Genomic DNA, 14,714 nt, shown 5'->3' with positions numbered 1-14,714 from the left:
ATGATGTAAATTATAAAAGTACTTTGGTTTAAAAAAGTATAAAATTTACTTGTTTTTTACCTCAGTTCTTTGTTGTAGGTAGTGTTATTTTCCTTTTTTATCTTCTTCCTCATCTTTAATTGTATACTTATCAAGAAGCAATTGCTTTTCTTTAGTATTTAGCTTTTTAAATCTCTCACGAACAATACTTGTTTCTTTCCTCAATTCAGTTGAAATATCTTTTTCATTTTCTTCATCTTTTTCGTTTTTTGGAATAGGAGGTGTAAGAAGTTTTAATTCATTACCTTTTATATGATCAGTTAAAACTGAACTTATTTCATCTGCCTTTTTATCGATGTCAACGTTATCAATTTTCAGTCCTTGGTTCAATTTCTCTTTATGCTGCTCTATTGTTTTTTCTTTAATTGAATCTTTTATATTATCAAGCATTAAAGTTTCTCTTTCTTGTTCCATTTTTATGAGCTTCTTATTACCCATATAGGAATCAATAATCTCTCTAGCTTTTTCAGACTTATAAAGAAGATACGCTCCATAAACTTTTAATCCTGTTTTTATTAATTCAGTTAGGTCAATTGCGATATCAAAATCAATATTGAAAATGACATCAATAGAACCGTTTTGGATTTCTTCTAAAGCTATTTCTTTAGGTGGTTCAGGTTTTAATAATGTGTGATAGATTAATAGAGTTCTATTCCATCTATTTAATACCCTTGAAAATTCAAGTAAACTTCCAGTAGTTTTCAGGTCTTTAAAGACAAGTGAAACCAAAGCTTGTTCACCTTCTGACTGATAGGATTCTTTTTCAGGAGCGTATTTTTCATTACTTACAACTTATCTATATACACATAAAACACATTGTTATACAACCATTTTAATAGTATTATGTTATGGTTGTATTGTTATGTTTATTTATGCGTCAGCTAATCTAGCTACTACTCATTTGTTTTTCTTACGGGATTCCGTAAAGCTGGTTATTTAGATTATTACTGTAGTTAGTTTTATGATTAAAGTGAGTGTTAGAAATATAAAAATTGACACACTTTATTGAATACTCTCCATTAAAAGTGCTCAAAATTCTTCCTGCACCATGCAGGAGCATTTTAATAGGTAATGACATAAAACGTTGTTGTTAAAACATACTTTAGGGTATATAAAAACAAGTGGGAGTATTATTTTTGTACACCAAAACTATTTTTTTTGGTAAACGGTGTACACATACTGTACACCAAAAAAGAAAAAATTTAAAATGGGTGTACATATACTGTACACCGAAATTTAGAAATAAGTAATCCGGTGTACAAAAAAACAGTTCAATATTAAAGAAGAATAGAGTAGTATTGAACAAAAAACAATATCATAACGATGAAGAAAAAACTAAAAACAATATGATACAAGAAGTCTATCAAAAAGCTATGAAGTTTGCAGGAGAAAAACATAGCCATCAAAAAGTACCGGGAACTCAAGCTAATTATCTGCTTCATATTTCTAATGTGGCTATGGAAATTTTATTAGCATACACAAACAAACCGTCATTTGATGTAGCATTAGCCGTACAAATGGCTATTTTACATGATACGTTAGAAGATACTGCGACCACTTTTGATGAACTTTATACTACATTTGGAGCAGAGGTAGCTATGGGGGTACAAGCTTTGACAAAAAACAAAGAACTTCCCTCTAAAAGAGAAGGAATGTTAGATAGCTTGAACCGAATTAATGCCCTGTCTAAAGAAGTAGGCATGGTAAAATTGGCTGATAGAATTACCAATTTACAAGAGCCACCATCACATTGGAATACTGATAAAATTATAAAATATAGAGAAGAAGCTATGCTTATAGCAGAAGGACTACGTAATAAAAACGAATACTTACATCAGCGTTTGCAGCAAAAAATAGAGGAGTACGCGTCTTATATTAACTAGTATTGAAAAAAATAAGGAGACTATAATTTATAGTCTCCTGTATTTGTTAAATGGCTTTACATTTCTGTTGTAACCATTTGTTTTCTTCAGTATTTAAAAAAGGAGACAGTTTTTCAACAACTAATTTATGGTATTGGTTTATCCAACCAATTTCAGAAGCAGTTAACATTTCTACAGCTAATAACTGCGTATCAATATAACATAAGGTTAAAGCTTCAAATCCTAAAAAGGTACCAAAATCAGTTTCATTCACCACTTTAGAAAGTACAATATTTTCGGTTCTGATACCAAATTGATGAGGCACGTAGCACCCCGGCTCTATAGTGGTGAGTTGGTTAGCTAAATGAGGGGTCGTTCCACGAACGGTAGTAGGTCCGATAGCAAACCCTTGTGCAGGCTCATGTACCATACCAAAACTCCCAATACCATGTCCGGTTCCATGCGGAAAGTTCAATCCGTTTTTCCATAGGTGTACACGGGCAAAAGCATCTATTTGCGCTCCGGTTGTTCCTTGAGGAAATTGTAACTGTTCTAACTCAATATAGCCTTTTAAAACACCGGTATAAGCGGTTTTAATTTTTGTTGAAGGAATACCACCCAACCAAATTGTGCGGGTAATATCTGTAGTGCCATCTTTATATTGTGCGCCACTGTCTATTAATAAAATACCTTCTTTATGAACCATAGAAGAATTTACTTCAGGTGCTGTGTAATGAATAATAGCTCCGTTACCTTTATAGCCTACAATAGCTGCAAATGATTCGCCGGTATAGTATTCTTGTTGTTGTCTGAAACTATCTAGTTTTCTGCCAATTTCATATTCGGAAATGGTGCGTTTTTCTAATTCTTGTTCTAACCAGATGAAGAATTTTGTTAGTGCAACACCGTCTTTACGCATACAATTTTTAGCCCCTTCAATTTCAACCGCATTTTTGATGGCTTTCAGCTCTTTTACCAATGAGTTTTGGAACATAAATTGTCCCTCAACAGCTTCAAAACAAGCATAGTTTAAACTAGCGGCATCAGTTATGATTTTTTGTTGACGGCTTAACCCAGGTAAAAGCGTGGCAATAGCGTCATACTCAGTAATCGTAATGTTTAGTTGCTTAAAAGCAGCGATACTACTTTCAGAAAAACGCTGTGTATTACAGAATAGAAATGACTGTTCTTTACCTACCAAAGCATAAGCAGTAACTAAAGGTGTATAATCTACATCACGCGAACGGATATTGAATAACCAAGCAATTTCATCCAGGGCTGAAAATAAATAATAATCAGCTTGATGTTTTTCTATGGCAGCTTGTACTTTAGCAAGTTTAGAAGCGGTAGTTTCTCCTGAAAACTCTAACGGATGAACATCAATAGCAAAATTGGGTAGCTCAGGTCTGTCAATCCAAATATCTTTAGCAAAATGAGGTTCATTTTGTAGCTGAATCTGTTTTTGGGTTGTATGACTTAGGATATAATCTATTTGCGATTTTGAAAATTGACGGTAGTCAACACCAATAACAGCATTTTCATTTAATAAATCACATAGCCACGCCACGTGTTCCGGTGCATGTGGTATGGATTGTTTACAGAGTTGAACTTCGGTGTGTTTACACTCGTCTTCAAATTGTAAGAAGTAACGAGAATCGGTCCATAAACCGGCGATGTTTTGAGTAACAATCAAAGTACCGGCAGATCCTGTAAAGCCTGAAAAGTATTCACGAAGTTTCCAGTAATCAGCTACGTATTCTGACTGATGCGGGTCTGTAGAAGGTATAATAAAGGCATCTAAATTTTTAGATGCCATATAATTTCTTAACGCTTGTAATCTTTCAGCAATCATTAAGGTATGTATTTAATTAAGAGAACATGTTAGCTACTTTTTCAGCTTTTTTACTTTCGCTGTAATCGTAGAAACCTTCACCTGACTTTACGCCCAATTTACCGGCCATTACCATGTTAACTAATAACGGACACGGAGCGTATTTTGGATTTTTAAACCCGTCGTACATTACGTTTAAAATAGATAAGCATACATCTAAACCAATAAAATCTGCCAATTGTAAAGGTCCCATTGGATGCGCCATCCCTAATTTCATAACGGTGTCTATTTCTGCAACACCGGCTACACCGTTGTATAAGGTTTCAATAGACTCATTAATCATTGGCATTAAAATACGGTTAGCAACAAAACCAGGATAATCATTTACTTCTACAGGAACTTTGTTAATTTTTTTAGTTAAATCAACAATGGTTTCCATAACTTCATCTGTAGTGTTGTATCCTCTGATAATTTCAACCAGTTTCATAATGGGTACCGGATTCATAAAGTGCATACCAATTACTTTTTCAGGTCTGTTAGTAACCGCAGCAATTTGAGTAATTGAAATAGAAGAGGTGTTAGTAGCTAAAATGGCATTCTCAGCACTGAATTCATCTAAATCTTTAAAAATTTTCAGTTTTAAATTTACATTTTCAGTAGCTGCCTCCACTACTAATTCTACATTTTGTACCCCTTCTTTTAAGTCGGTAAATGTGGTAATGTTACTTAAGGTATTGTTTTTATCATCTTCTGTAATTTTTTCTCTAGCAATCATTCGGTCTAAATTCTTAGTAATGGTTGCTAAACCTTTATCTAAAGCCGCCTGAGAAATATCAATTAAATGAACGTTGTATCCAAATTGCGCAAAGGTGTGTGCAATTCCATTTCCCATGGTTCCGGCTCCAATTACAGCTATATTTTTCATGTTTTTTAGTTTATTATATTTTTATGTTTTGTTTGTTGTTGTTCGTTAAAAAAGATTAAAAGCAACTAATTACTTTTTGTGCTATACGTAAAGCCTCAGTACCTTGACGTAAGGATACGATAGGTGTGGTACGGTTGTTAATAGCATAAGCAAAAGTTTCTAATTCATCTAAAATAGCGTTGTTTTCTACTATTTTAGGATTGTCAAAATAAATTTGTTTTTTAATACCTTCTGCATTTTGTAAAATCATAGCAAATTCTTCCGGATGCTTAGGAACATCTTTCATTTTTACTACTTCAGCTTTCTTTTCTAAGAAGTCTACAGAAATGTAAGCGTCTTTTTGAAAGAATCTGGATTTACGCATGTTTTTCATTGAAATTCTACTTGAAGTTAAGTTAGCAACACAACCGTTTTCAAATTCAATTCGGGCATTGGCAATATCCGGTGTTTCTGAAATAACCGATACACCACTGGCGTACACATTTTTTACTTTTGAATTTACTACCGAAAGTATAATATCAATATCATGAATCATTAAATCCAATACTACAGGAACATCGGTACCTCTCGGATTAAATTCAGCTAATCTGTGAGTTTCAATAAACATAGGAGCTTCAATCATGTCTTTTACGGCTGTAAAGGCCGGGTTAAAACGTTCTACATGGCCTACCTGACCAATCACATGGTTTTGGCTAGCTAGTGTTCTGATAGCTTCTGCTTCTTGTACGGTATTAGCAATAGGTTTTTCAATAAATATATGTTTTCCTTTTTCAATGGCTTTTTTAGCACATTCAAAATGAGAAAGTGTTGGGGTTACAATATCTACAACATCTACAGCATCAATAAGTTCATCAACAGAATTAAATAATGTATATCCAAACTCTTGGGCTACTTTTTGAGCATTTTCAGTATGAGGATCAAAAAAACCAACTAGTTCGTATTTTTCTGATTGTTGTAATAAACGCAGGTGTATTTTTCCTAAATGTCCTGCTCCTAAAACTCCGGCTTTTAACATGTTTACCTTATTTTTTATTACCAAAATACACAGAAGTACTGTAAACGGTTTTATACGCGTCTTGTATTCTAGTAATGAAATTGTTAGTATCTACTTAGTAATTTTGTGAAAAATCAACGCTAACAAAGATACACTTTTAAACATATTTATTGCTATTTTTGGCGCATCGAAATTAGCTAATTCGTGAGAGACACTACCAAACACCAAGGACTTAGAAATCAATTAGCAACTACTTTACAAGAGAAGGGAATTACAGATGCAAATGTATTAGATGCCGTACGAAAAATTCCGAGACACTTGTTTATTGATAGTAGTTTTGAGGCACATGCCTATCAGGATAAAGCATTTCCTATAGCGGCAGATCAAACCATTTCACATCCCTACACTGTAGCTTTTCAATCGCAGGTTTTAGAGGTAGAAGAGGGGGAGAAAATTTTAGAGATAGGTACCGGATCAGGTTATCAAACGGCTGTTTTATTAGAGCTTAAAGCCGAAGTGTACACTATAGAGCGTCAACACGAATTGTTTAAAAAAACATCTATGTTTTTGCCTAAGTTAGGGTACAGACCTAAGCGTTTTGTTTTTGGAGATGGATATAAGGGGTTACCTGATGAAGCTCCTTTTGATAAAGTTATTGTAACTGCAGGTGCTCCTTTTGTACCGAAACCTTTATTAGCACAGCTAAAAGTAGGAGGTAAACTGTTAATTCCTGTTGGAGATGGTGAGCAAGTTATGACCTTGTTTATTAGAAAATCTCCTTTAGAATTTGAAAAGCATGAGTTAGGGGACTTCCGTTTCGTGCCTATGTTGAAGAAGAAGAATTAATACATCATCAACATTATATAAGCAAAAAAATCCGCCAAAAAGAGCGGATTTATTGAATTTGAATAAAGAAATCAACTTATTCGGCAGTTGCCTCAGCAACTAATACCTCTTGTTGATGCGAATTTTGTTTTGTTTGCTTAGCTTTAGCTAACCCGCAAGGGCTTGTGCTACCACAAGAAGATAAACCTAATAAACTAACTATACAAATTGCAATAAATACTACTTTTTTCATTTTTAATATTTTAAAGGAATCAAATATACATATTTTTAATTAATTTACCAGCTTCTTCCGCTTTTTCAATAACGTTGAAAGACATCATTTTATTTTGTATGTCTAAAATTAATTCTTCCGTTACCGGTGTTCCGTCATTCCATACGGTTAAAGACAACCATTCTCTTATGTCTTCTAACTGCTGCTCGTATCTGGTTGAAAGTGTTTGGTCTATATCTTTTATACTTTTAAAGTCTTTGGTACAGTCATTAATAATATCTAATACTGTTTTTACCTCTTTTAAATGGTTTTCCAGTATTTCATTTCTAACAGCTATTACAAAGCAAGGCCATGGTGTAGGGCAGTCACCCACACGTCTAAAAGTGCCATTATCTACCAAGGGTTTAGTAGTAAAATGTTCCCACATAAAGTAATCGGCATCTCCATTGGTTAGAGCATCGATACCTCCTTGTAAATCACCTACTACTTTAAATTGAAGCTTGTCTATATCCCATCCGTTATTATGAGCATTAACAATAGCCATTAAATGTGATCCGGAACCAAACCTGCTGATTGCAACCGTAGCGTTTTCTAAATCTTCTACGCTATTAAAGTTCGATTTAGCACTTACGTGAATTCCCCATATTAATGGACTTTTAACAAAGGTTTGTGTTATTCTTGAAGGGTTTCCGTCAATAATATCTTTAATAATTCCTTCAGTAAGTACGATAGCTATATCTATTTCTCCTGAACGAAGTGCTTTAGACATGGCTCCTGTGCCTCCTGGAAAATCTTTCCAACGAAGATTGATGTTGTGTTTGGTGTATTCTTTATTTTTTAGCGTAATGTACCACGGATAATTAAAATGCTCCGGGACACCACCTACTTTTAAATTAAGCATTTATTCAACTAATTTATTTAATGTGTAGATGATTAATTCTTTTACCGTTTTACCGGGATCATTACTGAAAGTGCCGTTAGCTCTGTTAGCTATAATAGCATTCATAGAAACTGCATTATGACCTAGTAATTTGGCTAATCCGTAAATAGCAGAGGTTTCCATTTCTAAATTGGTAATTCTATGGTGGTTGTGGCTAAAACTATCAATTTTTCTGTTCAAATCCGGATCTTGTAAGCCTAGTCTTAGTACTCTTCCTTGCGGACCGTAAAATCCTCCGGCTGTTGCAGTAATTCCTGTATAAACAAGGTCTGAAGTTAATTTTTTTTCTAAATCTTTACCATTTTCAATAACTAACGGATATGCTTTTTTAGAACTCCATTGAGTATGTTTAATAAAAGCCTCTTCAATTTCCGGGTTGGCAATAGTATCTATTTGGTACGAGTGCAACATTCCGTTTAAATCAATAGCATGTGAGCTTAAAAGAAAGCTGTCTACCGGAATATCTGCCTGTAAAGAACCCGAAGTTCCTATTCGGGTAATATTAAGTGCTGTATGCTCTTTTTTTATCTGACGGGTTTCTAAATCAATATTCACTAAAGCGTCTAATTCATTTAGAACAATATCAATATTATCGGGTCCTATACCTGTTGAAATAACAGTAAGGCGTTTATTTTTATAAACGCCTGTAGTGGTTTTAAATTCACGTTTTTGAGTGGTGAATTCAATAGAATCAAAATATTTTGTTACTTTATCTACTCTGTACTGATCACCAACAAAAATTATATCGGTTGCAATATGCTCAGGTTTTAAATTTAAGTGATAAATACTTCCGTCTGAATTTAAAATGAGTTCAGAATGTTGTATATTCATTTACGATGTTATTTTTAACAGCTTTTGAGTATCTTCTATATACAAGTAGCTGTATTTTTTAGAACCGCCAAGATACGAAAAATCAGAGCGTATTTGCCCATAGAAATTAAGTTGATTGTCTAATACCTTTTTACCTGTTTTACTAAGTTTTACCGGATCAAAAGAAGAGAATAGCTTTTTTAATCGTTGAATTTTGTTAATGTATTGAGCGTCACCAAATCCGTAAACTCCTTGGTCTTTTAAAATAGCGTTTACCAGTTCTTCTTGGCTGTTAAATTTTTGCTGATTAGCAAGTTCTAAAAGGTGATTTTCCAGTTTATTTAACCCGTTTTTCATAGAAGGGAATCGTTGTAAGTGAGCCTTAATCGATTTTTCTAAATAAACAAAAGGTGACATTGGGTTGAATTTGTGAACGGTTTCTAATCGTAACGGACTATCAGAACAATATAGTTGCCATATATAGTCTGCATACTCAATATCATCTTGACTTAAAACAACTCTGTTATTGTATTGATTAATTAATTCTTCTTCGGTTAATTGACTTAATCCGAACAAGCCTTTTTTACCTTCTATTTCTCCGCTGCAAACCAACGAAATTTTCCTTCCTTGTCGGTATCGTTTTAGCCAGCTGATTACAGCTAACATATTAATTTGACAGAATAAATCGTACTCAAACCATAAAACAATTTCATCTTGCTGTTTTTGATTACAAAGATTTCGATATTCTTTTAAAGTGTAATCTATAAAAGCTTTTTTAGTTGTTTTATAAGAAGTTTTTAAGAATTCAAATCTTGTTTTCCAGAAGGTCTCACTACCAACATCAATGGTTGTTTTTCCTTCGCACAGCATTTCACGCCAAGTGATTACTGCTCCGTCAAAATTTAATTTACTTAATACTTCTGTGGTACTGTCTCCGTTTGTAATGTGTAATATTGAAGATGCCATATTATTGGGGATAATTGATAATTTCTTAATTAGTGTAAACGCTAATTATTCTTTGTTATTACTATTTAATTGGGTTTTAACACCATGTAATATTAAAACAAAATTTATAAAAACAAAAATGCAGAGAAAATTTTTTCTCTGCATTTTTGTTTTTTAACCGCCAACTCTTTTTACATTAAAGCCTTTTTCTTTAAGGATTTCCATAATTTTATCTCTGTAATCTCCTTGTATAATAATGCTATCATCTTTAAAACTTCCACCAACACTAAGTTTGGTTTTAATTTCTTTGGCTAATTTTTTAAAATCGTTGGTTGCCCCATTATAACCATCAATAATGGTAATGGGTTTTCCTTTGCGTTTTTCATATTTGCAAAGTATAGGTTCTTCTTGAAGCCAGATATCCGGTTTTTCTTCTACCGGTTTTTCTTCAAAAGTATGATCAGGAAAAAGATTTTTTAATTGATATTGTAAATCCATATTATTTAATTAAACCTAATTCGCGTAAACGTTCGTTTAAAAATTCACCCGCAGTTATGTCTTCAAACTGTTTTGGATTGTCTGCATCAATACACTCTTCTAAAACGTCTAATTTCATTTCTGAAATAGGATGCATAAAAAATGGAATAGAGTATCTTGAAGTTCCCCATAATTCTTTAGGAGGATTTACTACACGGTGAATGGTTGATTTTAATTTATTGTTACTGTGACGAGATAACATATCTCCAACATTAATCATTAATTCATCAGGTTGTGCAATAGCATCTATCCATTCTCCTTTATGGTTTTGTACTTGTAACCCTTTACCATGGGCTCCCATTAATAAAGTTATTAAGTTAATATCTCCATGAGCGGCAGCTCTAACAGCTCCTTTAGGCTCTTCTGTAATAGGAGGGTAGTGGATTGGGCGTAAAATACTATTTCCGTTTTTAATGTATTGATCAAAATACGTTTCTTCTAATCCTAAGTGTAAAGCTAATGAGCGTAAAACATATTGAGCTGTTTTTTCTAACATTTTATAGGTTTTTTTACCTACTTCATTAAAGTTTGGTAACTCTTCTACAATAACATTAGCAGGATATTCAGCTTCTAATTCCGGATTGTTTTCTACATACTGTCCGAAATGCCAGAATTCTTTTAAATCACCTTCTTTTTTTCCTTTAGCAGATTCTTTTCCGAATGATACATATCCTCTTTGTCCACCAATACCCGGAATTTCATATTTTTGTTTTACTTCTACAGGTAATTCAAAGAATTTTTTTATTTCAGCATATAAATCATCTACCAGTTTATTGTCTAAAAAATGTCCTTTTAAAGCAACAAAACCTATATTTTCATAAGCGTTTCCAATTTCATTGATGAACTTTTGTTTACGTGTTTCATCTCCAGATAGAAAATCTTCTAAATTTACGCTTGGGATTTTATTCATTGTTAATAAGTTTTATGTAATACGTTGTAAAGGTAGTGAAATCAAGCGTATGGAAGAAAATTACTTATTAACAAAAGGTATTAAATAAGAAACGGTGTAAAAGAAACCAAAACCTGTGCTACTTTCAAAAACCCTGTTAAAACCAGGTGTATAGAGGGTTTTAAAATTGGTTTGGTCATCAACACTAATCATAATTTTATAAGAAAACCCCGCGCCTAAAAATAAATTTTTAAAAGTTTCTACTTTTATTCCTATTTGAATTTCAGCCCAATGTGCCGTTAATCCGGTTTCTGATATGGGTGTTTTTGTTGTTTGGGCCGGAAAATAGGGAGAGGTGTTTCCGTTGGTAACATTAGGAGTGTAACTATCTAAAGAATGGTCAAAAAGAGCAAAACCATAACGACCTCCAATAAAGATTTCGTTATTCATGTCTAACCAATTTTGATAAGCGTTGTAATTAGCACCTAATCTAATAAAGCTCCCTTTTGCCGTAGAAACGGTAAAGTCTTCATAGGTAGTTTCTTTTTCATACCCCAATTCTGTAGCGATGTACCAGTTTTTTGAAATTCTATAATCACCCACGAGTTCTAAACCATTGTAACTTTTATCAACCAAGGCAAGTGCCGGTTTACTAATATCTGCTCCTAAACGAATACCATAGCCTGTTTTGTAGGTTATAGTATCTTTTTTTACCGTTTTTTTAGGTTTGTTTTGAGCAAAGGAAGTATTAATAAACAGTACAACAAGACTTAGGCTAATGAAATATTTGTACATGAGCTTGATTTTGATGGGTTATTTCTGAAATTTGACTGATAGATAAACTATCTATCCAAGAAGGTGAGGAAGCCTCTAAGGTAACATCTTTAAAAATATATCTAAACCCACATGACCTTGATATATAATCTTCATTTGGGCTGTATTTAATGGTTAGCGTTGCTATTTTGTTGGTAGCCTGTTTGCCATCTGCATCATTCATTTTTAAAGTATATACTGTTTCACCGGCTGCACTATTTAGCGGAATAGCAATTGAATCTGTTGACAGGTTTCTGTATAAACTATCGGTTTTACTTTGAGCTATAATAGACAGATTAGAAACACTTTTTGTTTTAGTAAGATCATCTTTATCATAAAAGCGCAATACCAAACTAGGAGTTACCGGAGTTTGTGTACAAAAATCGTCTTTTTCACAAGAGGTAAATATACCGATGCTTAATAGTAAAAAGAAGAGTTGTTTTTTCATGGTAAACATTATTTTTCAAATAACACAACGGTTTCAATATGTGATGTGTGCGGAAACTGATCTACCAAACTAATTTTTTTAATTTGATAACCTGCATTAACTAATTCCTCAGTATCACGTGCTTGTGTTGCCGGGTTACAAGATACATAAACCATTCGATCTGCCTTTAAATTTATGATTTTTTTAAGGGTTTTCGGGGCTATTCCAGCGCGTGCAGGGTCAAGAATAATCGTTCTTATCTTTCCTTTATATTCCGGATGTTCGTATAAAAATTTTCCTACATCAGCAGCATAAAATTTTACACCTTCTATGTTGTTTCTTTTCGCATTTTTTTTAGCGTCTTCTATAGCTGCCACTACAATATCTACGCCTATAATTTGCGTGTTGTGTGCTTTAGAAGCAATAATTTGCCCTATGGTACCAGTACCGCAAAATAAGTCCATTACAACGGTATTATCTATGGCTTCTTTTTTCTCTAAGGCATATTCAACTACTTTGCTATATAGTTTTTCAGCTGATTTAGGGTTGGTTTGAAAAAAGCTTTTAGTACTTATTTCAAAGTTTAAGTTAAGTAATTGCTCCACAATTTTTTCGCTACCGTAAATCAATCGTAAGTTTCCATCAGTAGGCGTTGTTCTGTCTCCAACTTCATCGTTAATGGTATGTAAAAGTCCGGCTACTCTGTCACCAAAAAGCTCTACTAAAAAAGCGCTGAATTTTTTTAAATCAAATTTTGGTAAATCATGTGAAGTTGTTACAAAATTAAATAATAATTGATTGGTTTTGTATGATTTTCTTACCATTAAATATCTAAAGAAACCTTCTCTTTTAGGCGGGTGCCATGGTGGTAAGTTGGTTGCCTCACAATATTGTTTTATTTTATGTAAATTGTTTTCAAACTCAGCATCAAAAATACCACTGTCTTTCTCTAAATTTTCCGAAATCCACCAAGTACCTCTTCTCTTAGAGCCTAAGGTAAACTCATCTACATCTGTTTTAGCTTCATTATCATATCCAATGGCAGAAAAAGTATATACCATTTTATTTCGATAGTGGAAAAGGTTAGGAGAGGTCACAAATTCATCAAAATACTCTTCAATATTTTCAACTTTTCCTATTTTTTTAAACAAAGTCATAGTACTGGTGTACTTGTATTCATGTTGTTTTTCAATAGGAAGTTTAATATACGGAGCTCCCGGAATAGTTTGGTATGGAGAGGCTATTTCATCACTAGAGGTTTCAATAACTTCTAAAAGTTTACACTCGGCATAATTCTTTTTTGATTTATCAACTTTTGCTTTTACTAATTGTCCGGGTAAAGTATCCGGAACAAAAACAACAAATTCGCCTTGGTCTGAACGAATTCTTCCAACACCTCTGCCTCCAAAGGCATAATCTTCTATTAAAAGCTCAATAATTTCTCCTCTTTTTACAAATCTATTGCGTTCTCTTCTTGGCATTACTCTTACAATTTATGGTTTGCAAAATTAGGAAAAGATATGATTAAAGAAACTATTGATAGAAACATTAATTGTTATTTTTAGAATTAAAATGAACCTTTTAAATCTTTGAACGTCTATAGGATATAGTTACTCATGGAAAAAAATAATTTTAAAGCTGATAAAGACTTGGTTTTAGCTTGTATTGATGGCAATAAACAAGCAATAACCGCTTTGGTGAAAAAATGGCATGTACCATTTTGTAGGTTAGCTTTTTATTACGTGAAAGATAAAGAGGTTGCCAAAGATATAGCTCAGGAAAGCTGGAAAGTAATTTTAGATAAACTGGCGAGTTTACAGGAACCGGAAAAATTTAAAAGTTGGTCAACAAGTTTGGTAAAAAGAAAAGCTATTGATTATCTGAGATCAGATCAACGTAGAGTACTAAAACTTCAAAAGTTATACGCAGAGAATAGAGGAGAAACAGAAGTTGAAGAAAATAGGGAAGAAGCTATTTTAAATTATAAAGTTATTTTAAGTAGAGAACTTAAAAAATTACCTGAAAATCAAAAAGTAGTTGTCAACTTATTTTATGTGCAAGAGTATACGTTAAAAGAAATCAGTGATCTGTTACATATATCGGTAGGAACAGCTAAATCAAGATTGTTTCATGCCAGAGAGCGATTAAAAAAAATAATTAAAACTTATATAGTATGAGAGATATAGAAGAAATAGACAAGTTAATAAAAGAAACATTGTCTGAAGAGGAAGCAAAATTTTATGAAGAACTAGATGAGCAAAATGTTTTTCAAATGGTTGGAGGTTTGTTTAAAGGAAAAAATAAATGGATTATGTTGTTAATGAATGTAATAACATTAGTGTTTTTTGTTTTGTTTATTTATTGTGTTGTACAGTTTTTTAAAACGGAGGTAACTAAAGAGATGATAAAATGGGCTGCCGGAGCTGTTATTTTTTTACTAGGGGTTAGTATGTTAAAGGTTTTTGCTTGGATGCAAATGGATAAAAATGCCTTGTTAAGAGAAATAAAACGATTGGAAATACAATTATCATCTATATCAGGAAGGCTAAAAGAATAGTTTTAAAAAAGTGAGTCGTCCTAAAATAGGTTGACAGATTTAAAAAATATTATTTAAACCAGAGAGGCTAGCTTCTCTGGTTTTTTGT

The 14,714-nt window shown here is 32.9% G+C and carries 17 protein-coding genes; 4 read left to right on the top strand and 13 right to left on the bottom strand.

The annotated features are described in order from the left end of the window. Window positions 1-84: 84 nt before the first annotated feature. Window positions 85-768 carry a hypothetical protein gene (locus ACQY1Q_RS16800; protein ID WP_431006489.1) on the bottom strand — a complete coding sequence of 228 codons (684 nt, stop codon included), beginning with the start codon at window positions 766-768 and terminating at the stop codon, window positions 85-87. Between the two features lie 617 nt (window positions 769-1,385). On the opposite strand from ACQY1Q_RS16800, the gene ACQY1Q_RS16795 reads away from it, so the two are divergent. Continuing rightward, a complete protein-coding gene (locus tag ACQY1Q_RS16795) occupies window positions 1,386-1,922 on the top strand; it encodes an HD domain-containing protein (RefSeq protein WP_431006488.1) in 537 nt (178 codons plus the stop codon). Between the two features lie 46 nt (window positions 1,923-1,968). Here ACQY1Q_RS16795 and ACQY1Q_RS16790 read toward each other — a convergent pair whose 3' ends face one another. Genes ACQY1Q_RS16790 through ACQY1Q_RS16780 form a run of 3 tightly spaced genes read right to left on the bottom strand, consistent with a single transcriptional unit; the run spans window position 1,969 to window position 5,672 of the window. Continuing rightward, on the bottom strand, window positions 1,969-3,753 hold the full coding sequence (locus ACQY1Q_RS16790) for an aminopeptidase P family protein (RefSeq protein WP_431006487.1): 1,785 nt from the start codon (window positions 3,751-3,753) through the stop codon (window positions 1,969-1,971). Between the two features lie 16 nt (window positions 3,754-3,769). Then, a complete protein-coding gene (locus ACQY1Q_RS16785; protein WP_431006486.1) occupies window positions 3,770-4,657 on the bottom strand; it encodes a 3-hydroxybutyryl-CoA dehydrogenase in 888 nt (295 codons plus the stop codon). A 55-nt stretch (window positions 4,658-4,712) separates the two neighbouring features. Then, window positions 4,713-5,672: a Gfo/Idh/MocA family oxidoreductase gene (locus ACQY1Q_RS16780; protein ID WP_431006485.1), complete on the bottom strand. Its 960-nt coding sequence runs from the start codon at window positions 5,670-5,672 to the stop codon at window positions 4,713-4,715. A 183-nt stretch (window positions 5,673-5,855) separates the two neighbouring features. Here ACQY1Q_RS16780 and ACQY1Q_RS16775 point away from each other — a divergent pair, with 183 nt between their 5' ends. Continuing rightward, window positions 5,856-6,497: a protein-L-isoaspartate(D-aspartate) O-methyltransferase gene (locus ACQY1Q_RS16775; RefSeq protein ID WP_431006484.1), complete on the top strand. Its 642-nt coding sequence runs from the start codon at window positions 5,856-5,858 to the stop codon at window positions 6,495-6,497. A gap of 76 nt (window positions 6,498-6,573) precedes the next feature. On the opposite strand, the gene ACQY1Q_RS16770 is transcribed toward ACQY1Q_RS16775, so the two are convergent. From ACQY1Q_RS16770 to rlmD, 9 genes are all read right to left on the bottom strand, one after another. Continuing rightward, a complete protein-coding gene (locus ACQY1Q_RS16770; protein WP_431006483.1) occupies window positions 6,574-6,729 on the bottom strand; it encodes a hypothetical protein in 156 nt (51 codons plus the stop codon). Window positions 6,730-6,748: 19 nt separating this feature from the next. Next, window positions 6,749-7,609, bottom strand: a complete 861-nt coding sequence (locus tag ACQY1Q_RS16765) for a substrate-binding domain-containing protein (protein ID WP_431006482.1) — start codon at window positions 7,607-7,609, stop codon at window positions 6,749-6,751. After that, on the bottom strand, window positions 7,610-8,479 hold the full coding sequence (locus ACQY1Q_RS16760) for a nucleoside phosphorylase (RefSeq protein ID WP_431006481.1): 870 nt from the start codon (window positions 8,477-8,479) through the stop codon (window positions 7,610-7,612). Beyond that, complete coding sequence (locus ACQY1Q_RS16755) at window positions 8,480-9,424, bottom strand: DUF1835 domain-containing protein (RefSeq protein ID WP_431006480.1); 945 nt, start codon at window positions 9,422-9,424, stop codon at window positions 8,480-8,482. A 153-nt stretch (window positions 9,425-9,577) separates the two neighbouring features. Next, window positions 9,578-9,901 carry a translation initiation factor gene (locus ACQY1Q_RS16750; RefSeq protein ID WP_431006479.1) on the bottom strand — a complete coding sequence of 108 codons (324 nt, stop codon included), beginning with the start codon at window positions 9,899-9,901 and terminating at the stop codon, window positions 9,578-9,580. Between the two features lies 1 nt (window position 9,902). After that, complete coding sequence (locus ACQY1Q_RS16745; protein WP_431006478.1) at window positions 9,903-10,850, bottom strand: isopenicillin N synthase family dioxygenase; 948 nt, start codon at window positions 10,848-10,850, stop codon at window positions 9,903-9,905. A 60-nt stretch (window positions 10,851-10,910) separates the two neighbouring features. Then, window positions 10,911-11,624, bottom strand: coding sequence for a DUF6048 family protein (locus ACQY1Q_RS16740; protein WP_431006477.1), 714 nt, complete (start codon window positions 11,622-11,624; stop codon window positions 10,911-10,913). Beyond that, window positions 11,605-12,090: a DUF6452 family protein gene (locus ACQY1Q_RS16735; RefSeq protein WP_431006476.1), complete on the bottom strand. Its 486-nt coding sequence runs from the start codon at window positions 12,088-12,090 to the stop codon at window positions 11,605-11,607. The genes ACQY1Q_RS16740 and ACQY1Q_RS16735 overlap by 20 nt, the downstream gene beginning before the upstream one ends. 8 nt (window positions 12,091-12,098) lie before the next feature. Beyond that, window positions 12,099-13,550: a 23S rRNA (uracil(1939)-C(5))-methyltransferase RlmD gene (gene rlmD / locus ACQY1Q_RS16730; protein ID WP_431006475.1), complete on the bottom strand. Its 1,452-nt coding sequence runs from the start codon at window positions 13,548-13,550 to the stop codon at window positions 12,099-12,101. Between the two features lie 135 nt (window positions 13,551-13,685). On the opposite strand from rlmD, the gene ACQY1Q_RS16725 reads away from it, so the two are divergent. After that, on the top strand, window positions 13,686-14,246 hold the full coding sequence (locus ACQY1Q_RS16725) for an RNA polymerase sigma factor (RefSeq protein WP_431006474.1): 561 nt from the start codon (window positions 13,686-13,688) through the stop codon (window positions 14,244-14,246). Further along, complete coding sequence (locus ACQY1Q_RS16720; protein WP_431006473.1) at window positions 14,243-14,626, top strand: DUF6768 family protein; 384 nt, start codon at window positions 14,243-14,245, stop codon at window positions 14,624-14,626. Before ACQY1Q_RS16725 ends, ACQY1Q_RS16720 begins: the two co-directional genes overlap by 4 nt. Window positions 14,627-14,714 lie beyond the last annotated feature (88 nt).

Source organism: Tenacibaculum sp. TC6, from assembly GCF_050606265.1.
Taxonomy (GTDB): domain Bacteria; phylum Bacteroidota; class Bacteroidia; order Flavobacteriales; family Flavobacteriaceae; genus Polaribacter.
Note: the sequence above shows the minus strand (reverse complement) of the source record. Positions and strands in the feature narration are given on the sequence as shown.